General features: G+C 71.5%; 21 protein-coding genes. 16 read left to right on the top strand and 5 right to left on the bottom strand.

Translation table 11 applies throughout. The annotated features are described in order from the left end of the window. From AB0B58_RS15190 to AB0B58_RS15150, 9 genes are all read left to right on the top strand, one after another. On the top strand, nt 1–2,499 hold the full coding sequence (locus tag AB0B58_RS15190; protein ID WP_360223516.1) for an NADH-quinone oxidoreductase subunit G: 2,499 nt from the start codon (nt 1–3) through the stop codon (nt 2,497–2,499). After that, complete coding sequence (gene nuoH / locus AB0B58_RS15185) at nt 2,499–3,923, top strand: NADH-quinone oxidoreductase subunit NuoH (protein WP_360223678.1); 1,425 nt, start codon at nt 2,499–2,501, stop codon at nt 3,921–3,923. The genes AB0B58_RS15190 and nuoH overlap by 1 nt, the downstream gene beginning before the upstream one ends. Before the next feature lies 1 nt (nt 3,924). Beyond that, a complete protein-coding gene (gene nuoI / locus AB0B58_RS15180; RefSeq protein ID WP_360223513.1) occupies nt 3,925–4,509 on the top strand; it encodes an NADH-quinone oxidoreductase subunit NuoI in 585 nt (194 codons plus the stop codon). Further along, nucleotides 4,506–5,279, top strand: a complete 774-nt coding sequence (locus AB0B58_RS15175; protein ID WP_360223510.1) for an NADH-quinone oxidoreductase subunit J — start codon at nt 4,506–4,508, stop codon at nt 5,277–5,279. Before nuoI ends, AB0B58_RS15175 begins: the two co-directional genes overlap by 4 nt. Beyond that, nucleotides 5,276–5,575, top strand: coding sequence for an NADH-quinone oxidoreductase subunit NuoK (gene nuoK / locus AB0B58_RS15170; protein ID WP_184998052.1), 300 nt, complete (start codon nt 5,276–5,278; stop codon nt 5,573–5,575). Before AB0B58_RS15175 ends, nuoK begins: the two co-directional genes overlap by 4 nt. Nucleotides 5,576–5,587: 12 nt before the next feature. Continuing rightward, nucleotides 5,588–7,513 carry an NADH-quinone oxidoreductase subunit L gene (gene nuoL / locus AB0B58_RS15165; protein ID WP_360223507.1) on the top strand — a complete coding sequence of 642 codons (1,926 nt, stop codon included), beginning with the start codon at nt 5,588–5,590 and terminating at the stop codon, nt 7,511–7,513. Further along, a complete protein-coding gene (locus AB0B58_RS15160) occupies nt 7,510–9,048 on the top strand; it encodes an NADH-quinone oxidoreductase subunit M (RefSeq protein WP_360223504.1) in 1,539 nt (512 codons plus the stop codon). Before nuoL ends, AB0B58_RS15160 begins: the two co-directional genes overlap by 4 nt. 2 nt (nt 9,049–9,050) lie before the next feature. Further along, nucleotides 9,051–10,583 (top strand): NADH-quinone oxidoreductase subunit NuoN, encoded by a 1,533-nt coding sequence (gene nuoN / locus AB0B58_RS15155; RefSeq protein WP_360223501.1) that lies wholly within the window; start codon nt 9,051–9,053, stop codon nt 10,581–10,583. A 422-nt stretch (nt 10,584–11,005) separates the two neighbouring features. Beyond that, entirely contained in the window at nt 11,006–11,998 is a 993-nt protein-coding gene (locus AB0B58_RS15150; RefSeq protein ID WP_360223676.1) for a polyprenyl synthetase family protein, read from the top strand. Nucleotides 11,999–12,134: 136 nt separating this feature from the next. On the opposite strand, the gene AB0B58_RS15145 is transcribed toward AB0B58_RS15150, so the two are convergent. Further along, the gene (locus AB0B58_RS15145) at nt 12,135–13,346 is read right to left on the bottom strand and encodes an MFS transporter (protein ID WP_360223498.1); all 1,212 of its coding nucleotides are present in this window, start codon (nt 13,344–13,346) and stop codon (nt 12,135–12,137) included. Nucleotides 13,347–13,499: 153 nt separating this feature from the next. Here AB0B58_RS15145 and AB0B58_RS15140 point away from each other — a divergent pair, with 153 nt between their 5' ends. From AB0B58_RS15140 to AB0B58_RS15130, 3 genes are all read left to right on the top strand, one after another. Then, entirely contained in the window at nt 13,500–14,294 is a 795-nt protein-coding gene (locus AB0B58_RS15140) for an IclR family transcriptional regulator C-terminal domain-containing protein (protein WP_360223496.1), read from the top strand. A 102-nt stretch (nt 14,295–14,396) separates the two neighbouring features. Continuing rightward, nucleotides 14,397–14,912, top strand: a complete 516-nt coding sequence (locus AB0B58_RS15135) for a sigma-70 family RNA polymerase sigma factor (protein ID WP_360223493.1) — start codon at nt 14,397–14,399, stop codon at nt 14,910–14,912. Then, nucleotides 14,909–15,616 (top strand): zf-HC2 domain-containing protein, encoded by a 708-nt coding sequence (locus AB0B58_RS15130; RefSeq protein ID WP_360223490.1) that lies wholly within the window; start codon nt 14,909–14,911, stop codon nt 15,614–15,616. The genes AB0B58_RS15135 and AB0B58_RS15130 overlap by 4 nt, the downstream gene beginning before the upstream one ends. A gap of 12 nt (nt 15,617–15,628) precedes the next feature. Here the strand turns inward: AB0B58_RS15130 and rarD are convergent, their stop codons facing one another. From rarD to eccE, 3 genes are all read right to left on the bottom strand, one after another. Continuing rightward, on the bottom strand, nt 15,629–16,573 hold the full coding sequence (gene rarD, locus AB0B58_RS15125) for an EamA family transporter RarD (protein ID WP_360223487.1): 945 nt from the start codon (nt 16,571–16,573) through the stop codon (nt 15,629–15,631). Between the two features lie 208 nt (nt 16,574–16,781). Further along, a complete protein-coding gene (locus AB0B58_RS15120; RefSeq protein WP_360223484.1) occupies nt 16,782–17,165 on the bottom strand; it encodes a phage holin family protein in 384 nt (127 codons plus the stop codon). Nucleotides 17,166–17,302: 137 nt separating this feature from the next. After that, a complete protein-coding gene (gene eccE, locus AB0B58_RS15115) occupies nt 17,303–19,165 on the bottom strand; it encodes a type VII secretion protein EccE (RefSeq protein ID WP_360223481.1) in 1,863 nt (620 codons plus the stop codon). Nucleotides 19,166–19,464: 299 nt separating this feature from the next. On the opposite strand from eccE, the gene AB0B58_RS15110 reads away from it, so the two are divergent. From AB0B58_RS15110 to AB0B58_RS15095, 4 genes are all read left to right on the top strand, one after another. Further along, the gene (locus tag AB0B58_RS15110; RefSeq protein WP_360223478.1) at nt 19,465–19,788 is read left to right on the top strand and encodes a WXG100 family type VII secretion target; all 324 of its coding nucleotides are present in this window, start codon (nt 19,465–19,467) and stop codon (nt 19,786–19,788) included. A gap of 23 nt (nt 19,789–19,811) precedes the next feature. Continuing rightward, nucleotides 19,812–20,105, top strand: a complete 294-nt coding sequence (locus tag AB0B58_RS15105) for a WXG100 family type VII secretion target (RefSeq protein WP_360223476.1) — start codon at nt 19,812–19,814, stop codon at nt 20,103–20,105. A gap of 263 nt (nt 20,106–20,368) precedes the next feature. After that, complete coding sequence (locus tag AB0B58_RS15100; protein ID WP_360223473.1) at nt 20,369–23,293, top strand: SseB family protein; 2,925 nt, start codon at nt 20,369–20,371, stop codon at nt 23,291–23,293. Next, nucleotides 23,290–23,655, top strand: coding sequence for a hypothetical protein (locus AB0B58_RS15095; RefSeq protein WP_360223470.1), 366 nt, complete (start codon nt 23,290–23,292; stop codon nt 23,653–23,655). The genes AB0B58_RS15100 and AB0B58_RS15095 overlap by 4 nt, the downstream gene beginning before the upstream one ends. Here AB0B58_RS15095 and AB0B58_RS15090 read toward each other — a convergent pair whose 3' ends face one another. Further along, nucleotides 23,656–24,576, bottom strand: coding sequence for an alpha/beta hydrolase (locus tag AB0B58_RS15090; protein ID WP_360223467.1), 921 nt, complete (start codon nt 24,574–24,576; stop codon nt 23,656–23,658). Nucleotides 24,577–24,594: the final 18 nt, after the last annotated feature.

Genomic DNA, 24,594 nt, shown 5'->3' with positions numbered 1-24,594 from the left:
ATGACGGACGTTGCCAAGAAGACCGACCTGGTCACGCTGACCGTGGACGGCGTTGAGGTGACCGCCGCCAAGGGCGAGCTGGTCATCCGGGTCGCGGAGCGGATGGGCATCGCGATCCCGCGGTTCTGCGACCACCCGCTGCTGGCCCCGGCCGGCGCCTGCCGCCAGTGTCTGGTCGAGGTGGAGGGCCAGCGCAAGCCGGTCGCCTCCTGCACGCAGACGGTGGCACCCGGCATGGTGGTCAAGACCCAGCTCAGCTCGCCCGTCGCCGCCAAGGCGCAGGCCGGCGTGATGGAGCTGCTGCTCGCCAACCACCCGCTGGACTGCCCGACCTGCGACAAGGGCGGCGAGTGCCCGCTGCAGAACCAGGCGATGTCCAACGGCCGCTCGGACTCGCGGTTCCACGAGCACAAGCGCGAGTACGAGAAGCCGATCCACATCTCCAGCCAGGTGCTGCTGGACCGCGAGCGCTGCATCCTCTGCCAGCGCTGCACCCGCTTCTCCGAGGAGATCGCCGGGGACAAGTTCATCGACCTGATGGACCGCTCGTCCGGCGAGCAGATCAACGTCTACCGCGACGACTTCTTCGGCGGCGAGGGCTTCGGCGACGGCGACGCCGGCGAGGACCCGGGCGACGTGCCCTTCAACTCGTACTTCTCCGGGAACACCATCCAGATCTGCCCGGTCGGCGCGCTGACCGGCGAGCAGTACCGCTTCCGCGCCCGGCCGTTCGACCTGGTCTCCTCGCCGACGGCGTGCGAGCACTGCGCGGCCGGCTGCGCACAGCGCGCCGACCACCGGCGCGGCAAGGTGCTTCGGCGCCTCGCCGGCGACGACCCGGCGGTCAACGAGGAGTGGAACTGCGACAAGGGCCGGTGGGGCTTCCGGTACGCCACCGCCTTCGACCGCATCACCACCCCGCAGGTCCGCGACGCCGGCACCGGCGAGCTGCGCGAGGCCTCCTGGAGCGAGGCGCTGCTCGCCGCGGCCGAGGGACTGCAGGCCGCGAAGGCCCGGGGCGTCGGCGTGCTCACCGGCGGCCGCCTCACGGTCGAGGACGCTTACGCGTACGCGAAGTTCGCCCGGGTGGCGCTCGGCACCAACGACATCGACTTCCGGGCCCGCCCGCTGCGCGCCACGGGCTCGCCCCTCGGCACCGACGAGGAGGCGGAGTTCCTCGCCGCCTCGATCGCCGCCGGTTCGGACGTGACCTACGAGGATGTCGAGGACGCCCCCGCGGCGGTCATCGTCGGCCTCGAGCCGGAGGAGGAGTGCCCCATCCTCTTCCTGCGGCTGCGCAAGGGCCACGGCAAGAAGAGGCTCAAGGTCACGGCCGTTGCGCCGTACCTGAGCCGCGGTTTCGAGAAGCTCGGCGCGGCCCTGGTCGCGGCCGTGCCCGGTGACGAGGCCCGGCTGCTCGCCGCCGACGCGACGGTGACCGCGGCGCTCGGCGAGCCGGGCGCCCTGCTGATCGTCGGAGAGCGGCTCGCGAGCGTGCCCGGTGGCCTCTCCGCCGCCGCCGCGCTGGCCGCCCGCACCGGAGCCCGCCTCGCGTGGGTGCCCCGGCGCGCGGGCGATCGCGGCGCGGTCGACGCCGGCTGCCTGCCCAACCTGCTTCCCGGCGGCCGTCCGGTCACCGACGCGGTAGCGCGGGCCGAACTGGCCCGGGCCTGGGACGTCGAGGAGGGCGCGCTGCCCGGCGCCGTCGGCCGTGACACCGACGCGATCGTGGCGGCGGCCGCCGACGGCACGCTCGGCGCGCTGCTGGTCGCGGGCGTGGACCCGGCCGACCTGGCCGATCCGCGCCTGGCCGAGCAGGCGCTCGACAACGTGCCGTTCGTGGTCAGTCTCGAACTGCGCCAGAGCGCGGTCACCCGCCGCGCGGACGTGGTGCTGCCGATCGCGCCCGCCGCCGAGAAGCCCGGCACCTACATGGACTGGGAGGGCCGGCTGCGGACCTTCGAGGCGGTGCTCAACACCACCGCGATGACCGACGGCCGGGTGCTGGAGGCCATCGCGGCGCTGATGGACGTCGCGCTCACCACCGGCGACGTCTCCGTGATCCGCCGCGAGCTGGGCAGCATTCCGGCGAGCCGCTGCGACCGTCCGGCCGTGCCGGCCGTCGCCGCGGCCGGGCCGCCGAAGCCGGGTGCCGGCGAGGCGGTCCTCGCGTCCTGGCATCACCTGATCGACCTCGGTTCGATGCTCGACGGCGACGAGGTGCTGGCCGGGACGGCCCGCGCCCCGCTGGCGCGCATCGGCAAGGACCTCGCCGAGTCGCTCGGCGTCGCCGACGGCGACGCCGTCACGGTCGGCACCGACCGCGGTGCGATCACGCTGCCGGCGGCGATCACCGATCTGCCCCCGCAGGTGGTGTGGCTGCCCACGAACTCGCCGGGCTCGACGCTGCGTCGCAGCCTCGGCGTCACCTCGGGTGCGGTGGTCCGGCTCAGTGCCGGCAAGCCGGGTCCGATCCTCGCTCAGGGGGCGAACTCATGATGACCTCGGCGATCCTCGCCAACGCGCAGGACCCGACGCTGGAGACCTTCCAGAACGACGTCTGGTGGATCGTGCTCATCAAGCTGCTGGGTGTCTTCGTCATCCTGCTGCTGCTGACACTGTTCACGATCAACTACGAGCGCAAGGTCGTGGCCCGGATGGCGGTCCGGCCGGGCCCCAACCAGGTCGGGCCCAAGGGCTGGCTGCAGAGCCTCTCGGACGGCGTCAAGCTGCCGTTCAAGGAGGAGATCATCCCGAAGACCGCCGACAAGGTGGTCTACTTCATCGCGCCGGTGATCTCGGCGACCGTCGCGTTCACCGCGTTCTCGGTGATTCCCTTCGGGCCGGTCGTGACGATGTTCGGGCAGACGACCGCGCTTCAGCTCACCGACGTGCCGGTCTCCGTGCTCGTGCTGCTCGCCTGCTCCTCGATGGCGGTGTACGGCGTCGTGCTGGCCGGCTGGGCGTCGGGTTCGACGTACCCGCTGCTGGGCGGCCTGCGTTCGAGCGCACAGATGATCTCGTACGAGGTCGCGATGGGCCTGTCGATCGTGGCGGTCTTCATGACGGCCGGCACCATGTCGACCTCGCAGATCGTCGCGGCGCAGGCCGGCAGCGACCCGTCGACGAAGCTCGACATCCTCGGCTGGCACCCGACGCCACCGAGCTGGTACGCCGTCCTGCTGCTGCCCAGCTTCGTCATCTACTGCATCGCGGCGGTCGGCGAGACCAACCGGGCGCCGTTCGACCTGCCCGAGGCGGAGTCGGAGCTCGTCGGCGGCTTCCACACCGAGTACTCGTCGTTCAAGTTCGCGCTCTTCTTCCTCGCCGAGTACATCAACATGATCACCGTCTCGGCGTTCGCGACGACGCTGTTCCTCGGCGGCTGGCGGGCGCCCTGGCCGGTCACCGCGATCTGGGACTGGGTGGCGCACCTGCTGGGCCAGCCGGGCGGAGGCGCCAACACCGGCTGGGTCCCGCTGATCTGGTGGCTCGGCAAGGTGCTGATCCTGCTGTTCGGCTTCATCTGGCTGCGGGCCACCCTGCCCCGGATGCGCTACGACCAGTTCATGCGCTTCGGCTGGAAGGTGCTCATCCCGGTCAACCTGGTCTGGATCCTCTTCCTGGCCGGGGTCCGGGTCACCAACACCCGGGTCGACGGCGGCGCCCGCTGGGTGATCTACCTCGTCGCGGCGGTGCTGGTGCTCGGGATCGCGCTGCTCTGGCCGGCCAGCAAGAAGCCACGCGTCTACTCCATCGAGGAACAGCTGGCCGCCCGGCCACCGGGCAGCTTCCCGGTCCCGCCGATGGACCTGCAGGTGCCTCCCAGCCCACGGGCGCGCCGCGCGGTCGCCGAACGCCAGCCGGCCAAGGTCGGCGGCACGACCCCCAGCCCGGACGACACGTCAGACAAGGAGGTGTGACGTGGGAACGTTCACGGGCTCGTTCAAGGGCTTCGGGGTCACCTTCGCGCACATGTTCCGCAAGGTCATCACGACCGACTATCCGTTCTCACCGCCGAAGCCGGCGCCGCGCTACCACGGCCGGCACATCCTCAACCGGCACCCGGACGGCCTGGAGAAGTGCATCGGCTGCGAGCTGTGTGCCTGGGCCTGCCCGGCCGACGCGATCTACGTCGAGGGCGGCGACAACACCGACGAGCAGCGCTTCTCGCCCGGTGAGCGGTACGCGAGCATCTACCAGATCAACTACGCGCGCTGCATCTTCTGCGGCCTGTGCATCGAGGCCTGCCCGACCCGTTCGCTGACCATGAGCAACGAGTACGAGCTGGCCCGCGACAACCGCCAGGACCTCATCTTCACCAAGAAGGAACTCCTGGCGCCGCTGCTGCCCGGCATGGAGCAGCCGCCGCACCCGATGCGGCTCGGCGATACCGACAAGGACTACTACCTCGGTGCGCTGACCAACCCGGGCACCGCGGCCGGCGCCGAGCGGGCGCCGCTGACGCCGCCGGTCGTCAAGGACGCGCTGGGAGAGGTGGCCCGATGATCGCCATCGCGGCCGAGGCCGCCGGTCAGGTATCCACCGGCGAGGCGTGGGCCTTCTGGATCCTGGGCTCGCTTGCCGTCATCGGCGCCCTTGGCATGGTCATGGCGCGCAACGCCGTGCACTCAGCACTGTGGCTGATCGTCACCATGCTCTGCCTGGGCTTCATCTACGTGATCAACGAGGCGCCGTTCCTGGGCGCGGTGCAGATCATCGTCTACACCGGCGCGATCATGATGCTGTTCCTGTTCGTGCTGATGCTGGTCGGCCGGGACGTGTCCGACTCGTTGATCGAGACCCTGCGCGGGCAGCGGATCGCCGCCATTCTGCTGGGCATCGCCTTCGGCGTGCTGGTGGCGACGGGCCTCGCCCGCTCGCTGGGCGGCACCGAGGTGGTCGGCCTGGCCGAGGCGAACAGCGCCTCCGGCGGCAACGTGCAGGCGATCGCCAGGCTGCTGTTCACCAAGTACGTCTTCGGCTTCGAGGTCACCTCCGCGCTGCTGATCACCGCGGCCGTCGGCGCGATGGTGCTCGCGCACGTCGAGCGCGCCAAGGAAGAGATCGCCGACCAGGTCACGCGCATGAAGGCGCGCTTCCGGCCGGGCACCTATCCGGGACCGAAACCCGGCCCCGGCGTCTACGCGAACACGATGTCGGTCGCGGCGCCGGCCCGGCTGCCGGACGGCAACGGCGCCGGTAGCAGCATCTCGCCGATCCTGCCCGTGCGCGAGCTGACCGCCGGCGAGGCCGCACCGAAGAGGACAGAGAAGTGACTCCTGACTACTACCTTGTGCTGGCGACGATCCTGTTCACCATCGGCGCCGCGGGCGTTCTCGTGCGCCGCAACGCGATCGTGCTGTTCATGTGCATCGAGTTGATGCTGAACGCCGCGAATCTCGCGCTGGTGACCTTCAGCCGGATCAACGGCACGCTCGACGGCCAGATCATCTCGTTCTTCGTGATGGTGGTCGCGGCGGCCGAGGTCGTGGTCGGGCTCGCCATCATCATGTCGATCTTCCGGACGCGGCGCTCGGCCAGCGTCGACGACGCCAACCTCCTCAAGTACTAAAGGGGCCTTCACGTGGAACAGACAGTGGAGTATGCCCACGCGACGGGGCTGCTGAGCGGAATCTGGCTGCTGGTGGCCATCCCGCTCGCCAGCGCCGCGGTCCTGCTCCTGCTCGGCAGGAAGGCCGACAAGTGGGGGCACTGGCTCGGCGTCCTGGCGGTCGCCGTGCCGTTCGTCCTCGGCCTGTCGATGTTCTTCAGCCTGCGCAGCCTCGAACCCGAGGCCCGGTCCGCCCAGCAGAGCCTGTGGGACTTCATCGTGGTCGGCGGGCTGCACGTGGACTTCGGGCTGCTCTTCGACCCGTTGTCCGCCGTCTTCGTCCTGCTGATCACCGGCGTGGGCTCGCTGATCCACCTGTACGCGGTCGGCTACATGGAGAAGGACCCGGAGCGGCGTAAGTTCTTCGCCTACTTCAACCTCTTCGTCGCCGCGATGCTGCTGCTGGTCCTCGGCAACAACTACGTGATGCTCTACTTCGGCTGGGAGGGCGTCGGCCTGGCGTCGTACCTGCTGATCTCGTTCTGGTACGTCCGGCCGTCCGCGGCCACCGCCGGCAAGAAGGCGTTCCTGATGAACCGGGTCGGCGACGCCGGCCTGGCCATCGGCATCTTCATGATGTTCGCGACGCTCGGCACCACGCAGTACGACGCGGTGTTCAACGGCGTCAGCGCGCTCTCCGGCACCACGGTGCTGGTCCTCGGCATCCTGCTGCTGCTCGGCGCCGCCGGTAAGTCCGGCCAGTTCCCGCTGCAGGCCTGGCTCCCCGACGCGATGGAGGGCCCGACCCCGGTCTCGGCCCTGATCCACGCCGCGACGATGGTCACCGCCGGCGTCTACCTGATCGCCCGGTCCAACCCGGTCTTCTCGGCGAACACCACGCTGCAGACGATCGTGGTCAGCGTCGGCGCGCTCACCCTGCTGATCGGCTGCATCATCGGCGCGGCCAAGGACGACATCAAGCGGGTGCTGGCCTGGTCGACGGTCAGCCAGATCGGGTACATGTTCCTCGGCGTCGGGCTCGGCGGCGGCGCGTACTCGCTGGCCATCGTCCACCTGCTCGCGCACGGCTTCTTCAAGGCCAACATGTTCCTCGGCGCCGGCTCGGTCATGCACGGCATGCACGACCAGGTCGACATCCGGCGCTTCGGTGCGCTGCGCAAGTTCATGCCGTACACGTGGATCACCTTCATGATGGGCTGGCTCGCCATCATCGGTATCCCGCCGCTGTCCGGTTTCTACACGAAGGAGCCGATCATCGTCGCGGCCTTCGAGCGCGGCGACTGGACCTCCTGGCTGTACGGCGGGGCCGCCCTGCTGGGCGCCGGCCTGACCGCCTTCTACATGACGCGGCTCTTCATCCTGACCTTCCACGGCCCGAAGCGGTGGACCGAGGACATCCACGAGCCGCACGAGTCGCCGTTCATCATGACCATCCCGCTGATGCTGCTGGCCCTCGGCTCGGCCGTGTCCGGCATGCTGATGGTCACCAGCGTCCCGCGCTGGTTGGAGCCGGTCCTCGGCCCGGAGGTCGCGGAGCACGAGCCGGTGATGTCACACACCGTGATCACCGTCCTGTCGCTGGTGCTCACCGTCGTCGGCGCGGGCCTGGCGTACGCGCTGTTCCGCAGGGGCACCGCGCTGCAGGAGCAGCCCGCCGGAGTCGTGGTCACGGCCGCTCGCCGCAACCTCTACACCGACGCCTTCAACGAGGCGGTGTTCGAGCGACCCGGCATCTACCTGACCCGCGCGCTGGTCTTCCTGGACAACAGGGGCATCGACGGCGCGGTGAACGGCCTCGCGGCCACCGTCGGTGGCAGCTCGGGTCGCCTGCGCCGGCTGCAGACCGGCTTCGTCCGCTCGTACGCGTTGTCCATGCTCACCGGCGTAGTCCTGGTCGTCGGTGCCTTCCTCGCAATCCAGTTGGGATGGTTGGCGTGACCGACTTTCCGTTCCTGTCCATCCTGACGCTGCTCCCCCTGGTGGGCGCGGCAGTGGTGGCCTTCGTCCCGAAGACCAGGGCCCAACTGGCCAAGACGATCGCCCTGGGCTGGTCGCTGGTCGTGCTCGTGCTGAGCATCGTCATGTGGATCGCCTTCGAGGTCGGCGGCGAGCGCTTCCAGTTCCGCGAGTCGTACCAGTGGATCCCGATCTGGGACGTCCGGTTCACGTTCGCCGCGGACGGCATCGCCCTGGTGATGCTCATGCTGATCGCGATCCTGGTACCGGCGGTGATCCTGGCGTCGTGGCACGACGTCGACGAGTCCACCCGGAGCGTGCCGACGTACTTCGCCCTGCTGCTCGCCCTCGAATGCACGATGATCGGCGTCTTCGCGGCCGCCGACGTGTTCCTGTTCTACGTGTTCTTCGAGGTCATGCTCGTGCCGATGTACTTCATCATCGGCTCGTACGGCGGCGCCCGGCGGCAGTACGCGGCGGTCAAGTTCTTCCTCTACTCGCTGGTCGGCGGCCTCTTCATGCTGGCCGCGGTGATCGGCCTCTGGGTCGTCGGCGGGCACACGTTCGACTGGCAGCGGCTCAGCGACGTCTCGGCGGCGTTCGACACCAACACCGCGCGCTGGCTGTTCCTCGGCTTCTTCATCGCGTTCGCCGTCAAGGCGCCGTTCTTCCCGTTCCACACCTGGCTGCCCGACGCCGGTGTCGCGGCTCCCGCGCCCGCCGCCGCGCTCCTGGTCGGCGTGCTCGACAAGGTCGGCACCTTCGGCATCCTGCGTTACTGCCTGCCGCTGTTCCCGGAGGCGTCGCGCTGGTTCGCGCCGGCGGCCCTGGCCCTCGGCGTCATCGGCATCATCTACGCGGCGCTGCTGGCGGTCGGCCAGAACGACCTCAAGCGGCTGGTGTCCTACACGTCGATCGCCCACTTCGGCTTCATCGGCATCGGCATCTTCGCCTTCACCACCCAGGCCGGCACCGGCTCGGTGCTGTACATGGTCAACCACGGCCTCGCGACCGGCCTGCTCTTCCTGGTCGTCGGCATGTTCGTCGCCCGCCGCGGCTCGGCCCTGACCAGTGACTTCGGCGGCGCCGGCAAGCTGGTACCGGTGCTCGCGGGAATCCTGTTCTTCGCCGGTCTGGCGTCGCTGGCGCTGCCCGGCACCGCGCCGTTCATCAGCGAGTTCCTGGTGCTGATCGGCACCTTCACCGTGCACAAGACCTACGCCGTCATCGCCACCCTGGGCATCATCCTCGCCGCGGCGTACGTGCTCTGGATGGTGCAGCGCACCACGCAGGGCACGCTGAATCCGGCACTGACCGAGTACCCGGCCATGCACAAGGACATCACGCTGCGCGAGAAGATCGTGGTCGCGCCGCTGGTGCTCCTGCTGCTGATCCTGGGCTTCTACCCGAAGCCCGTCATCGATGTGATCAATCCGGCGGTCGAGGCAACCCTGCAGGACGTCGGCACGACCGATCCCGCACCGACGGCGGTCGCGAACGGAAAGGTGGCGCCGTAGCCATGGGAGACCTCAAACTGCCCGAGATCAATTACGGCGCCCTGTCGCCGATGTTGATCCTCTTCGGAGCGGCCTGCCTCGGCATCCTGCTCGAGGCGATCCTGCCTCGCCACCGCCGCAACGTGATCCAGCTGGGCCTGGCCCTGGTCGCCCTGGTCGCCGCGCTGGTCGCGGTGATCCTGTGCCGCGGCACCCGGACGCTGACCATCGGCGGCGCGGTGGCGATCGACGGCCCCACGCTGTTCCTGCAGGGCTCGATCCTGCTGCTCGGCCTCGTGGCGCTGCTGCTGATCGGCGAGCGCTCCGTCGAGACGGGCGGCGCGTTCGTCGCGCAGGCGGCGATCACCGTCGGCTCGCAGAAGGACCTGAAGCAGGCGAGCGGTGAGCCGGGCGCGACCGAGGTCTACCCGCTGGCCGTCTTCGCGCTCGGCGGCATGCTGCTGTTCGTATCGGCGAACGACCTGCTGACCATGTTCGTGGCCCTCGAGGTCTTCTCGCTCCCGCTGTACCTGCTGTGCGCGCTGGCCCGCCGCCGGCGCCTGCTCAGCCAGGAGGCGGCGCTCAAGTACTTCCTGCTGGGCTCGTACGCGTCGGCCTTCTTCCTGTTCGGTGTCGCCCTGCTGTACGGCTTCGCCGGCGCGATCGACCTCGCGGCGATCCACACGGCGGTGGCCAACCCGACCCGCAGCGAGGCGCTCCTCTTCGGCGGCCTGGCCCTGCTGTCGATCGGCCTGCTCTTCAAGTGCGCGGCGGTCCCGTTCCATGTCTGGACCCCGGACGTCTACCAGGGAGCCCCGACCTCGGTCACGGCCCTGATGGCGGCGTGCACCAAGGTGGCGGCGTTCGGCGCCCTGCTGCGCATCCTCTACGTGGCCTTCGAGGGGGTCCGCTGGAACTTCCAGCCGGTCCTGGGCGTGATCGCGGTTCTGACGATGCTGGTTGGCGCGATCCTGGCGGTGACGCAGACGGACATGAAGCGGCTGCTGGCGTACTCCTCGATCGCCAACGCGGGCTACCTGATGGTGGGCGTCCTCGCGCTCAACAAGGAGGGCCTGTCCAGCACGATGTTCTACCTGGTGGCGTACGGCTTCTCGGTGCTGGCGGCCTTCGGCATCGTCTCCCTGGTCCGCGACGCGGACGGCGAGGCGACCCACCTGTCCCGCTGGGCGGGCCTGGGCCGCAAGAGCCCACTGTTCGCCGGTGCGTTCTCGTTCATCATGCTCGCCTTCGCGGGCATCCCCCTGACCAGCGGCTTCACGAGCAAGTTCGCGGTCTTCGGCGCGGCGATCGACGGCGGGCAGACCTGGCTCGTCATCTTCGGCGTGATCACCAGCATGGTGCTGGCGTTCCCGTACCTGCGCGTGATCGTGATGGTGTGGCTCTCGGAGCCGGGCGAGACGACGCCGACGGTCTCGATCCCGGGCTTCCTGACCTCGGCCGCCCTGGTGATCGGCGTGATCGTGACCCTGGCCCTGGGCGTCGTCCCGGCGCCGCTGCTGGACCTCACCAACGACGCCGCACAGTTCGTTCGCTAACCGGCCGCTCCTCGCGGAAGGCCCCGGCCGGGAATCATCCGGCCGGGGCCGTTCTGTATCCGCTCGGCCATTCGCTCGACCGAAGATCAAATTCTGGATGTCGTGCCTGGTTGCATGGATCTGACCGTCGCTCCCGCCGAGACCGGGCGGGGGCGGCCAATCGCCTGGCGGCTCATGAGCGGCCACCCCCGCCCTGCCAGGTCCGTGCTCCCCAAACCCCCGAGGTTCTGCCGGGGAGGCGACCCGGCCGGCGGCGGCCTGATCGGCGGGAGCCGGCAGCCGAGCGGGCGCGGGAGCCTTGGTGGACATTTCAGGATCCGTACCTTGGCATAGTTTTTGACCTTGCAGTTGCCACCCCTGGGCCAGCCCTCGTCGGAGGCGTATGGCATCGTGAAAGTGTGGTGAGCATCGGTGACAGCGCGCTGACGTCGCTTGGCCTCGACATCGACCCGGCGGTCGACGCGTCGGTGTCGGCGACGCTTGCTGTTGTGGAGGATGCGCTGCGCAGCAATGTCGCCAGCGCCGATCCGCTCGTGGCCGAGGCCGCCCGGCACCTGATGGATGCCGGTGGCAAGCGGTTCCGGCCCCTGATCCTGGCCCTGGGCGCCCAGATGGGCGATCCGTCGCGGGCCGAGATCGTGCCGGCCGCGCTCGTCGTCGAGCTGACGCACCTGGCCACGCTCTACCACGACGACGTCATGGACGAGGCGACCGTGCGGCGCGGTGCGCCGAGCGCCAACGCGCGGTGGGGCAACTCGGTCGCCATTCTGATCGGCGACTACCTCTTCGCCCGGGCCGCCGACATCGCCGCCTCCCTCGGGCCGGAGGCCGTCCACCTGCAGGCGCGGACGTTCGCGCGGCTGGTGCACGGGCAGATCGCCGAGACCGTCGGCCCGCGCGGATCCGATCCGATCGAGCACCACCTGAGCGTCATCGCCGACAAGACGGCCTCGCTCATCGCAACCTCGGCCCGCTTCGGCGGGCTCTTCTCCGGGGTGACGCCCAGCCAGATCGAGGCGCTCACCGGCTACGGCGAGACGATCGGCATCGCGTTCCAGCTCTCCGACGACCTCCTCGACATCGCGTCGGAGTCGGTGCAGTCGGGCAAGACGCCCGGCACCGACCTCCGCGAGGGCGTCCCCACGCTTCCGGTGCTCTACGCGCTGGCCGACGACGACACGGACGTCGCGGCCGTGCGGCTTCGTGAGCTGCTCGCCTCCGGGCCGCTCGTCGACGACGTGCTGCACGCCGAGGCGCTCGGGCTGCTGCGGGAGTCCGCGGCGATGAAGCGGGCCCGCGAGACCGTTCGCACCTACGCGGAGGAGGCCCGGGCCCAGCTCGCTCCGCTTCCGGCGGGCTCGCCCCGCCGGGCGATGGAGTCGCTGTGCGACTTCATCGCCGACCGCACAAGCTGAGCCGACCGCACAAGCTGAGCCGACCGCACAAGCTGAGCCGACCGCACAAGCTGAGCCGACCGCACAAGCTGAGCCGACCGGCCTTGTGAGGCGGACGACACCGGTGTCTGCGAGATGCGCCTGGTGAAGTCTGCGGTCAGGCCGCCGCGGTCGTGACCGCGTGGCGGGTCAGCATTCTGCTTCCCACGACCATCGCCGCCGCCGCGCACAGCATCGCGATCCCCGCGGCCGTCCACATCACCGGGTAGCCCGCCGCGGCGGCCAGCGCGCCCAGCCCCAGCGGACCCAGGCACCCGCCCGCGTACACCCCGGTCTGCGTGATCGACGTGGCCGCCGCCGGCGCCTGCGGGTGCAGGCGGACCACCGCGAAGTTCATCAGCCCCGGCCACGCCCAGCCCAGGCCGAAGCCCAGCACCACGCCGAGGAAGAGCGTCGCCGGGCTCGGCGCCGCCATCAGGGCCAGCCCGACCGCCCCGGCGGCCAGCAGTCCCGCGATCACGGCGATCTGGTGTGCCGGGAAGCGGTCGGCCTGCCAGCCGCCGTACAGCCGGGCCACGACGCACACCGCGCCGCCCAGGGCCAGCGCCAGCCCCGCCGTTCCGGGCGCCAGCCCGCGAGCCACCGCCGAGTCGACCAGGAACGTCCCGAGCGCGTTCGCCGAGCCCGCGGCGAGCGTCGCGGCCACGCCGATCACGACCAGGGCCGCGGTGGCCCGCTCCCCGTTGCCCGCCTCCGGCCGCCTCGCCACGTCCCGCTCCGACGGTACGAGCCAGAGCGCACCCGCCGCCCCGGCCGCCGCCAGGACGAACGCCCACCGCCAGCCGACGGTCAGCGCCACCACCGGCACCGCGGCGCCCGCCAGCAGCGTGCTGACCGGGATCGCCGCCTGCTTCACGCCGAACGACAGGCCCTGCCGGCGGACCGGCACGTGCCGCGACAGGCTCGTGTTGCTCGCGAGCTGGCCCATCGCGTTCGCGCCCGCGCCGAGCGCCAGGATCGCGATGAGCGTCCACAGTGACGTCGCCGCCACCGCGATCGTCAGCAGGGACGCGGAGGCGAGCGCGATGCCGGCCCGCGCGACCGTGGTCGAGCCGTACCGCTCGACGAGCGCGCCCGCGGGCACAGAGGCAAGCGCGCTTGCCCCGAAGTACGCCGAGACCGCCAAGCCGAGCCCCGCCGGGGTGAAGTCGAGTTCGTCGCCGATCTGGACCGCGAGACCACCGACGAGGAACACCGGAACCGAGCAGGCGATCGTCGTCGTAAGCGCGCCGGTGGCCGCGCGCACCGGCCTGACCGAGTACGTGCTGGTAGCGGCGTTCTCGACGGGGGATGTCTGCGGCTCGGCCATCAATCGGAGGTTATGCCCAGCGGCGCCGAACTCGAGACGGTGAGTGTTAATGACCACACGTGCCGTAAAGATCGGTCATGGTCGACACGCTTGAGGCATTCCGTCGGGGGAAGATTATTCATATGGTGTAAGTCCCCGGCGTCGGAGGTGGCTGTGCGCGACCCCCTGGCGGAGCCGTCAGATCTCATCCGGAGCGTGTCACGCGCCCTGCGTGTGCTCGAATCGGTGGGTCGGGCCCCGCGTGGACTCACCGTGAAACAGATCGCCCGGCGGTGCGAGCTGACCGTCGCGACGACCTATCACCTCGTCCGCACCCTGGCCTACGAGGGCTACGTGATCCGCAGGGAGGACGGCACGTACATCGTCGGCCTGGAGATCGCGGATCGCTATCGCGAGCTGGTGTCGGCGTTCCGTGGCCCGCCCTCGGTCGGTGAGGCGTTGCGCCGCGCCGCGGTCGAGACCGGCTACAGCCACTACCTGGGCCGGTTCGTCGGCGGCCGGATCGCCGTCACCGCCTGCGCCGAGGGCGCCCGCTCGCCGTTCATGGACGAGATGGTGCCCGGCTTCGACGAGGGCGGTCATGCCACCGCGCTCGGCAAGGCCCTGCTCGCGACCCTGACCGCCGACCAGCGCGCCCGCTATCTGCGCGACTGGGGCATGCGGGCGTTCACCCCGGCGACGCTGACCTCGCCCGAGGCGCTCGAGGCCGACCTGGCCGCGGGGGAGCGGCGCGGGATGCAGCTGGAGATGGGCCAGTTCCGGCAGGGGCTGGCCTGTGCCGCCGTCAACGTCGTCGCCGACCGCGACATGGAACGCCGGCTCGTGCTCGCGTGTGCCCTGCCGGCCGCCGAGATGCTGACGTCCGCCCGGGTGGTCCGCGCCAAGCTGACGGCCGCCGCCCGGAACGTCGCGGAAGCACTGTCGGCGGGCGATGCCGTCACCGCGTGATCGTCCCGCGGCATGAGTGAACTGCAGGCCTAAGGCTCCTTTGAACCGCCCGACCCGAGCGCACGTAATACGGGTTGGAACGCGCGAGGGAGGTCGGCAGGCTTGGAGGATCAGGATGCCGAGCTGCTGCGCGCTCTGCAGGACGAGCACGGGGACGCTCTGTTCGCCCACGCCGTACGCCTCTCCGGAGGGGACCGGCAGCAGGCGGAGGACCTCGTGCAGGAGACGCTGCTGAGGGCCTGGCGCTATCCGGAGGTGCTCGACCCTGAGCGCGGCGGAGTCCGGTCATGGCTTTTCACCACCGCGCGCAACCTGGCGATCGACGCCTGGCGGCGCCGGTCGGTCCGGGTGGGCGAGGTGGTCACCGACATGATTCCCGAGCCACCGCCCAGCGCGGACGAGGCGGACCGGGCCGTGGAGGCCTGGACGGTCGCGGAGGCCCTGGGCCGGCTCTCATCGAGCCATCGCGAGGTCCTGGTGGAGTGCTTCTACCAGGGTCGCTCGGTGGCCGAGGCCGCCGCGAGGCTGGGGGTCCCGCCCGGCACGGTCAAGTCGCGCACGCACTACGCGCTGCGCTCTCTACGCATTGTTCTGGACGAGATGGGGGTGACGGGATGAGGTGCGACCACGAGCACGACGACGGCGCGTACGTCCTCGGTGCCCTCTCTCCCGCGGAGCGCGCCGCCTATGAACGGCATCTCGCGACGTGCTCCTTCTGCCGGGAGGCGGTGGCGGACATCGCCGTGCTGCCGGGCTTGCTCGGCCGCCTCGACCCCGCCGACTTCGAGAAGCTGCTCGCCCCCGACCTGCCGCCGCCGCCGAGCCGGCGTACCAGCGTCCCCGATCTGGTCATGGCCGCGCAGTCGACGCGGCGCCAGGAACGCAGGCGGGTCCGCTGGCGGGTACTCGGCTCGGCGCTGGCCGCCGCCTGCCTCGCGCTCGTCGTGGGCGTCGGCGCGGTGTTCTGGATGGGCCGCGCCGGCGTGCCGGACCCGTCGGTGAGCGGCCCGGCCGTGGCGATGACGCCGGCCAACGACCGGGTGCCGGTGACGGCGCACATCAACCTCGCCGGCGCCGCCGGCGGCACGAAGGTCAACCTCGTCTGCTTCTACAACCGGCGCAACGAGGAGTCGGAGCCATACACGATCCGGCTCATGGCGTACGGCCCGGACCGCGAGAGCGAGCAGCTCGGCTCGTGGGTCGCGTCGCCCGGCAAGGAGTTCACCATGTCCGGCGTCACGCACTTCAGCGGCGGCACGCTGTCCCGGCTGGCGCTGGTGCGTGACGACGACAGGACACTGCTCTCCTACGACGTCCCCTGACGGGTGTTCCCGTCAGCGTGGCGGAAGGACGGCGGCTGGTTCGGCGGTGGCGGCCGCTGAGGCGGCCGCCGTCCTCCCTCTGGTGGCCCGGGCGCCCCGGATGCCGTCCACGGTGAAGATGATCAGTGCGATCCAGACCAGCCCGAAGCCCACGAGCCGGGCCGGCGGCATCGGCTCGTGGAAGAGCAGCACCCCGCAGGCGAGCTGCAGGATCGGCGCGACGTACTGCAGGATCCCGATGCCGACAAGCGGCACCCGGTTGGTCGCGGCGGCGAAGAGCAGCAGCGGTACGGCCGTGGCGAGCCCGGAGAGCAGCATCAGGATCGTGTGCGTGGTCGAGACGTGCCCGAACTCGGCGTCGCCGGTTGCGTTGAGCCAGCCGAGGTAGCAGAGCGCGGGCACCGCGAGCACCGCCGACTCGACGAACAACCCCTCGGCGGGCGGCAGCCCGAGCCGCTTCTTGATCAGGCTGTACGACCCGAAGCTCGCGGCCAGCGCCAACGCGATGTACGGCAGATGCCCGTAGTCGACCGTCAGCACGGCCACGGCCAGACCGCCGATGCCCACGGCGGCCCACTGCCACCCTCGCAGGCGCTCGTTCTGCACGGTCACGCCCAGCAGCACGACGACGAGCGGCGTGATGAAGTATCCGAGCGCCGTCTCGACCACCCGGGACGAGTTGACGCCGTAGATGTAGGTCGCCCAGTTCGCGCCGATCAGCACCGCGGCCAGCGTGATGCCGCCGAGCAGCCGCCGGTCGCGGGCGATGCGGGCGAGGAAGCGCCAGTTGCGCATGGCGAGCAGCAGCAGGCTGATGAAGAGGACGGACCAGATCACCCGGTGGGCGAGGATCTCCAGCGGGGGCGAGGGCGCGAGCAGCTTGAAGTAGATCGGAAAGAAGCCCCACAGCACGTACGCCGTGAGGCCGTATAGATAGCCGCGCTGTTCCTCGCCCATGCACTCACCGTAAGGTCCGTGCTGGGATCGCGGTCCTTGCATATGTCCCAGCTCACGGTGCCAATCCTCCGGCCGTGGCCTGAAGATCGCACGGCGCCGGCGCGGCGCTCATTCGGCACGCGTCGCGGCCGACGCGTGCCGAGCGCTCGTCGCCGGCGCGTGCCGAGCGCTCGTCGCCGACGCGGGTCCCGCGGTGGTGTACCGCGGCTCAGTCCTCGCCGCGGTCCGGGACCAGCATGTTGAGCAGCCAGCTCACGACGCCGACCAGCAGCGCGCCGAGGACCGCGCTCGGCCAGAAGTCGTCCACGTGGAACGCCAGGCCGAACTCGCCCGCGATCCAGCTGACCAGCATGAACAGCAGGCCGTTGACGACCACGGAGATCAGGCCGAGGGTCAGCACGTACAGCCCGCAGCCGATCACCTTGATGATCGGGCGCAGGACCGCGTTCACGATGCCGAAGATCGCCGCGACGAGCAGCAGCGTGCCCACCTGGCCGCCGATGGACTCGGTGGTGAGGCGGATGCCGTCGATCACCAGTGTCGCGATCCACAGCGAGACGGCGGTGATCACCAGCCGGATGAGGATGCCCATGGCACGGGATGGTGCCATGATCAGTCCAGTCGTGCGGGAAACACTCCACGTTCTTGTCCCGGTCGTTGTCTGCCGGTTGCGACAAAAACCATCAACCGGCCCTTATCTCACGACCCTCGGCGGCCGGCCGGGCCGGCTCAGCCGCGGACCGGCGGGCCGATCAGCTGGGCCTCGATCGGGGTTTGTGACAGAGCGGCCCAGCGGACCGCCCGTCTGTTGATCACGCCGACCATGTCCGCGCGGATCTGGGTCAGCCACTTAGCCGCGTCGCCCAGGCCGAGGGCCGCGCCGACGAGGCTCGCCTCCTCCGGGCGCAGCGGCTGGACCAGCAGCAGGTCCGCCCGGGAGGCCACGTCGGCGTCGGCCGGGCTGAAGTCGTCGCGGACCACCAGCGTGGCCTGCCAGCCAGCGCCCGGGCGGTTGTCGGCGCCGACGGGGCCGATGTCGACCACGACGAGAAGGGGATGCAGCGCCGAACCCGGCGGGATCTCCACCGTCCGTCCGGGCGGGATGACCGCGATCGACTCGCCCGGCACCGCCGCACCCCGCACGAACGGCTCCCAGGCCTGCGGGCGTGCCGTCTGCACGACCACCCGGGCGCCGAGGGCCATCGCCCGCAGGGCGAACAACTGGGCGCAGCGGACGCCGCCGACCAGCAACGCCCGGGTCTGCTCGGGGCGGAACAGCCGCGCGATGACCGGCTCGCCCTTGCGGTTGCTGCCGATCATCAGGCCCGCGCTGCCGATCGGCAGCTGCAGGTCGTCGAACAGGTCGGCGCGGGCCGCCTCGAGGCCGGGCCGGCCGGGCAGTCCCGGCGTGGTGGGTATGCCCAGCGGCAGGGTGGCGGTTAGGCCGTCCAGGTGCTCGCCGTCCAGGCGCCGGGCGGTGGCCCGCTCGGCGGCCATCAGCTTGTGCAGCGCCTGCGTCGCGACCGAGAGTGAGGCGGTGTCCGGCGCCGCGAGGCGGATGGTCAGGTCGATCGCCGTCTCGGCGCCCGTCGCGGAGCGCGGCCCCGCGCCGAGCGCGACCGTCGTCGCGGCCGCGGGCAGCGCCAACATCCGCGACACCAGCCGGCGTGAGGTCTCGATCCGCAGGTCGGGCCAGCGCCGGAGCCGGAAGGTGGCCTGGGTCAGGCTGCCGACCCGCAGGCCCGGCCAGGTCTCCTGTGCCGTGCCGATGCCGTCGTCGTGTGCCAGCTCGGCGATGACCCGCAGGGCCGCGGCCTCGCCGAGGGGCCGGGCCGGGATCGGGCCGAGGCGGCGCGAGAGCTTGCGGACGAGGCCGGACAGCGCGCGCCGCAGGTCCTCCTCCGGCCACCCCTCGGCACGCAGCACCCGGACGGCCAGCAGGGCCCGGCTGTGGCCGAGCAGGCGGCCCTCAGTGAGCTGGCGGTAGGAGTTGGCCGGGGTGCCGCCGCCGGCCCGCAGCGACGGTGCGGGCGCGCCGATCAGCAGCAGCTGCACGCGGCAGGGCGGGTGCTCGCCGCCCGCGGGCGGCAGCAGGCCGGCCGGCGACGGCAGCATGGCGGTCTCCTCGGCGAGCAGGCCGTTCGGGTCGCCGAGCTCCAGCACCGCGGTGAGGCCCTGCCCGTCGACGATGACCGCGGCCGGGTCCCCGGCCAGCTCCGCCTGCTCGATGCGGGATCCCGGCGCGACGAACTCGAGCAGCGCACCCGGTGCGGTCGCCACGGATGCGGCGTGCCGCCGCCCGGCGAAGCGCATCCCGGTGTCGAGCCACTCGAACGCCCAGCGGCCGCGCAGCCGCAGCCAGGTGACCGAGAGCAGGATCACCGCGAGGAGTGCCCCGGCGCCGAGCGCTATCGGGCCGTTGATCATGCCGACAAGTAAGGCGACTGCCGCCACTTGGGTACTGACCACCTGACCGGTGCGAATACCGAACAATCGTCCATGTCGGACAGGTCGCGCACGAACCTTCGGCAGGGGCTGCCCGGCGCCGCTGAGCTCGGGGAAGCCGCGGCCACCCGCCAGATCTGCCGTCACCGTGCGCCCGCCTCTCTCTGGTCCGCCCCACCGCGCGGCCCCATCGTAGGACCCGGGTGGCCTGAGCAGGGGGCGGTGTGGATATCCACAGCTTGCCGGACGGGGCTACCGTGACTGCGTCCAAGCCTTTACCGTCGGCGACGGGAATGGATAACCGGCTGCTCAGGGGTGCCCCCCACCGCCTGGTGGAAAGAGCTAACCTGGTGGCCAAGTCACACGCCCCGGCGGCCGTCAAGCACGACCCGTCCACTCAGGACCCGGGGCGACGGACGATTCAAGGAAGCGGGGTGACGTCCGGGGTGTCCGAGACGACGAAGGCATCTGCGGAGGCTATGGCGAAGGCCGCCGCAGAGTTTGACCAGGTCAACCAGTCGTTGACGGAGATGTTGACCAAGCTCATGGGCCGGCTCTCCGTGCTGCAGACCGCGTGGGTCGGCAGCGGTGGCCGGGCGTTCGAGACGGTGAAGTCGCAGTACGAGGCGGACCTCACGAAGCTGAACCAGGCCCTGGCGGAAACCGCCGAGGCGATCAGGACATCGGGCGTCAGCTACACGAACAGTGACGAATCGGCGGCCCAGTTGGTGACCAAGTCTGGTGGCGGCGGCTACACGCTGCCCCTCTGATACCGAGCGGGGAGGATCACTTCATGAACGACGGCTTGCTGAAGGTCAACTTCGCGGCTCTGGGAGAGGCTGGTACCGACATCCAGAAGGCGGTGGCCGAGCTCGATTCGCGGCTCAGCGACCTTCAGGCCTCCGCGCGCCCGCTGGTGGACCAGTGGGAGGGCAAGGCCCAGGCGGCGTATTACGCGCGTCAGGACCAGTGGACCAAGGCGTCCACCGATCTCAAGAACATCCTGGCGGACATCCAGCGCGCGGTCGGTCAGTCCGCGCAGGACTACGCCACGACCGAGAGTAACGCGGAGAAGCGCTTCAGCTGAACCACGCGTTCTGTCGAACTTCGCGGCACGGCCGGAACGCCCGAAAGGCGCTGTTCCGGCCGTTGCCGTTTCTCCCGCCGTCCGGCTACCTTCGGTCATCGGGCGGTATCGCTGCGCAATGCCTGGCGCCCGCGGGGGCCCTTTGATCACGCAGATGGATCACTTCTTGGCTGTATGCATCCATCCGCCCATTGTGATCGCCGCCTGACCTTGTAGGTTGTACGCGTTGAGGTGGCCCGTTCGCCGCGAAGGGAGAGGTGGACGTGACCGAGTGGGAACCGGCTACGGACGCCGAGGTCGCGATGCGCAACGCCTTGCGCACAGACGACCAGGAGTCCTATTTCCGTATTCTCGCCGGGGTCGACCTGCTCTTGCCGGTCTCGGCGGACGCCCTCGCCGGCCTCGCCCCGCTCGGCTGGGGCACGTGGAGCACCGGCGGCCGCACACACGTGCTGGCTTTCACCTCCCCGTCTGCGCTGCAGGCCTGCCTGGCCGACTACACCGGCTCGGCCCGCCGGGTGGCCTACGCGGAGCTCGCCGACACCTGGCCCAACCTCGAGTGGTGGCTGGCGGTCAACCCCGGCCTGCCGATCGAGGGATACCTGCCGGCCTGGTTCGTGGCCCAGCTCTCCCGTGGTGATCTGCGCCTGCCGACCCGCGGCCCGGGCCGCGAGGGCAGCAACGCCCCGGAACGCATCCAGGACCTGCACGCGGCCGCGACCATGGCGGCGAACGCGGCGGCACAGGGTTACCAGGCGGCAGCACAGGGCTACCCGGCGGCCGCGCAGCCCGGCGGCCCCATGACCGACCGCCCGATGTCGGGTGCTCCGATGTCGGGTGCTCCGATGTCGGGCGCACCGGTGTCCGGCGTGCGCTCGTCCGGCGCTCCGATGTCCGACGGCCCGGCATCGGGCAGCCCCGCTTACGGCGGCTCTCCCTACCGCGGTCCGGCATCCAGCAGCCCCGCCTACGGCGGCGCGGCCTACGGCCCGCCTCCCGGCGGCTCGGCTCCGGGCGGCCCGCCTCCCGGCGGCTCGGCTCCGGGCGGCTCGGCTCCGGGCGGCTCGGCTCCGGGCGGCTCGGCTCCGGGCGGCTCGGCTCCGGGCGGCTCGGCTCCGGGCGGCTCGGCCCCGGCCGGCCCGGCCTACGGCCCGCCTCCCGGCGGCTCCGCCCCGGGCGGCTCGGCTCCGGCGGGCGTCGGTGGTGCGGCCCCGTCCGAGGGCGCCGCTCCCGGCGGGCGGCCCTCCGGCCCTCCGGTGCCCGCATCCGCGCCGGACCCGGCCGACGCGGCCGGAGGCTCGGTCGGTCCGGGCGGCCTGCCGCTACGCACCCCGGGCGGGGTGCTGCCAAGCGGGCTTCCCTCGCGCGTGCCCGGCACCCCGCAGGGCCCGGGCGGCGGCCGGGGCAACGGCATACCCGGCGGCCAGTTCAACGGCTTCGGCGTGCCCGACCGTGCCGGGGCGGCGCAGCCCGGCGACCTCGCGGGCGAGCCCGGCGGACCGCCGTCGCGACCCGGCGGCGAGGCCGGTGCCCCTGGCCCGGCCGGTGGAAGCGGCAATGTGCCCGCCGCCTACGCGCCGCCGCCCGTTCCGGCCGGCGGTGCCGCCCGGCCGAGCATGCCCAGCGCCCTCGACGCCCTCGCGAGCCGGACCGGCTCCGCTGGCGCCGCCGCCGCTCCCAGCGCCCTCGACGCTCTGGGCAGCCGCTCGGGCGCGGCCACGCCGGCGACGCGGGGCGGTACCTCCGGCGAGCCGCCGCTGCAGCGCCCGGACTCCCCGTTGCCCACCCGCACCCCGATGGCACAGACGCCGCCGCTGCCGGCCCACATCCCGCCGCCCCCGGCCGCCGAGGACGCTCCGCCGTCACCGGTGACCGCCGGCGACGAGCCGGCCCGGCCGCAGCTGGACGTCGACGCGCCGGGCAACGGCGCCCCCGCCGGGGCGTCGTCCGGCCAGGCGACTCCGCCGTCAGCCCGGTCCGCGTCAGCCCAGTCCGCGTCAGCCCAGTCCGCGTCAGCCCGGTCCGCGACCGCGCAGTCCGCGACCGCGCAGGCCCGGGCCACGCAGCCCCCGGCCACGGCACCGCGGGCCGGTCTCGCCCCGCCGGTCATCCCCGGCGCGGCCGGCGCGGACCGCTCCGCGGGCGCCGGCCCGGTCGTGCCCGCCGCGCTGGCGCGCCCCGCCGTCCCGCCGTCCGCCGACACCCCGGCGGCGCCCCGTCCCGAACCGGACGAGGACGACTTCGTCCCCGCGAACGAGGTTGAGCGCGACCTCATCCAGGCCGTGGACGACGGCAGCACCGACTCCTTCCTCTCCACCCTGCTGCTCGCCACGGTGCTCGTGCCCGTCGCGCCCAACTCGCGGCCCGGCAGCGCACCCGGTGAGTCCGGTTTCGCGTTCCGGACCGAGGAGACCGACGGCGAGCGGTTCCTCGTCGTCTTCACCAGCCGGGACCGGCTCGCCGAGCACTTCGCCGAGCCCGCCCGCACCGTCGCCGTGCGGTTCGTCGACCTGATCCGCAACTGGCCCGACCCGGCCTGGTCGTTCGCGGTCAACCCGACGTCGGTGATCGGCGCCAGGTACCCCGGCCCGCAGGTCATCGCCCTCGCCAGCTGGGCCGTCGAGGCCGGCCTCGGCGGCGATCCCGCCGACGCGCCCGCCGAGTCCGCCGCGACGTCGCCGCCGCGGCCCACCGAGCCCTCGGCGCCGTTGACCATCATGCAGAAGGCCGTGCCCGCCGAGCAGGTGGACTACTACCTGGAGCGCGGCTACGACCGGGTCGCCGGGTTCGTGCACCGGGCCGGCGAGGTCGAGCACCTGAACTCGCCGGGCGAGCTCTTCGCGGCGCTCGGCCTGCTCTACGACGGCTCGCCCTACCAGCCGGACGCGAAGGAGGCCTTCGTGCTCCGGTGGCCGGCACACCGCCCGAGCCTCTACCGCATCCCGTACGGCGGGCAGAGCGAGCAGGCATTGCGGGCCATGGACGGCTGGGTCATCGAGCGGCCCCCGTTCCGTGGCAACGGTTTCGCGCCCGGTGAGGGCAAGGACGTCATCGCGGAGTTCAAGGTGGACAGTGTGCGGCTGCCGCACGGCGCGGAGTTGTGGCGGATGGACGCCGACGGCGACAAGCAGATCGTCGCGATCTTCGACTGCGACGCGCCGGTGTGGCGCCGGGTCGGTGAGCAGTGATGCGCGACGGCTACGTGGTGACCTGGCACGGCCGGGAGTACGACGCGGCGCCCGACGGCGAGAACGTGCGGATCTACGCGCCCGAGCCCGCCGACGGCTTCGAGGAGGCCCGGCCCGGCCGGTACGTCCGCGTGCTCGAGCCCGGCGAGTTCACCGACCTGGTGTACGTGCGCACGACCTGTTCGTGGCGCGGCGAGCCGTTCATCGTCCTGGCCGAGGCCGACACCTGGCTTCGCCTCGAATACACGGGCGGCCGGGCGCCGATCGCGCGCGGCATGGGCCTGGAGGAGTTCGACTTCGGCGTGTACCAGGGCTGGGCGCCCGCGCACGAGGTCAGCGAGCTCTACGAGCACCGGGTCTAGCTAGGTCTTCAGCCAGCGCAGGATCTCGCCAGTGATCACGTCGGGTGCCTCCTGGTGCAGGAAGTGGCCGGCGTCGGGGATCAGGCGCCACTCGTAGGGCGCGATCACGTAGCGGCCGGAGCCCTGTGCCGTGCGCGGCAGCACCGCCGTGTCCAGGGCGCCGTGCATCTGCAGCGTCGGCGTGGTCAGCGGGCTCTGCATCAGCTTGACGAACCGGTAGCCCTGCAGCCGCAGCGCCGACCGGAACACCCAGCGGTACGCCTCGAGCGCGCAGAACGCCGCCTGCGGGATCTGCATGGCCTCCCGGCACCGGGCGACGAATTCCGCGTACTCGGGCGTCTCCTGCCATCTCGGGCTGCTCCACTGCCCGATCAGTTCGCCGACCAGGGCCGCGTCGTCCTTGGTCAGCACGTGCTCGTAGCGGGGGACCTGGAAGCGCAGCATCCCCGCGCTGGCGGCGAGCTGGCCGCGCGGGTCCGAGAAGAGCGCCGCGCGCAGCCGCAGCGGGTGCGCAGCGCCGAGCACCACGAGCCGGCTCACCATCTTGGGGTGGAAGGCCGCCGCGGCCCAGCCGATCATGCCGCCGGCGCCCGCGCCGACGATCATCGCCGAGCGCTCGCCGAGCGCCCGGATCAGGCCGGTGACGTCGGCCGCCATCGTGTAGCCGTCGTAGCCACGCGGGGGCTTGTCGCTGGCGCCGTACCCGCGCAGGTCGATCGCGACGGCCCGGAAGCCGGCGTCGGCGATCCGGGTGAGTATGTCGTGCCACGTCCACCAGAACTCGGGGAAGCCGTGCAGCAGGAGCACGAGCGGCCCGGTGCCCGCCTCGACGACGTGGAAGCGGCTGCCGTTGGCGCCGATGGAACGGTGGGTCCACGGACCCTCCGTCAGTACGCACGCCTCGTCTACCTGGGCACTCATGCGAAACAGCGTACGGGC

The sequence above is a fragment of the Actinoplanes sp. NPDC049118 genome (assembly GCF_040648555.1).
Lineage (GTDB): Bacteria > Actinomycetota > Actinomycetes > Mycobacteriales > Micromonosporaceae > Actinoplanes.
This window is presented reverse-complemented; position numbering and strand designations above follow the sequence as displayed.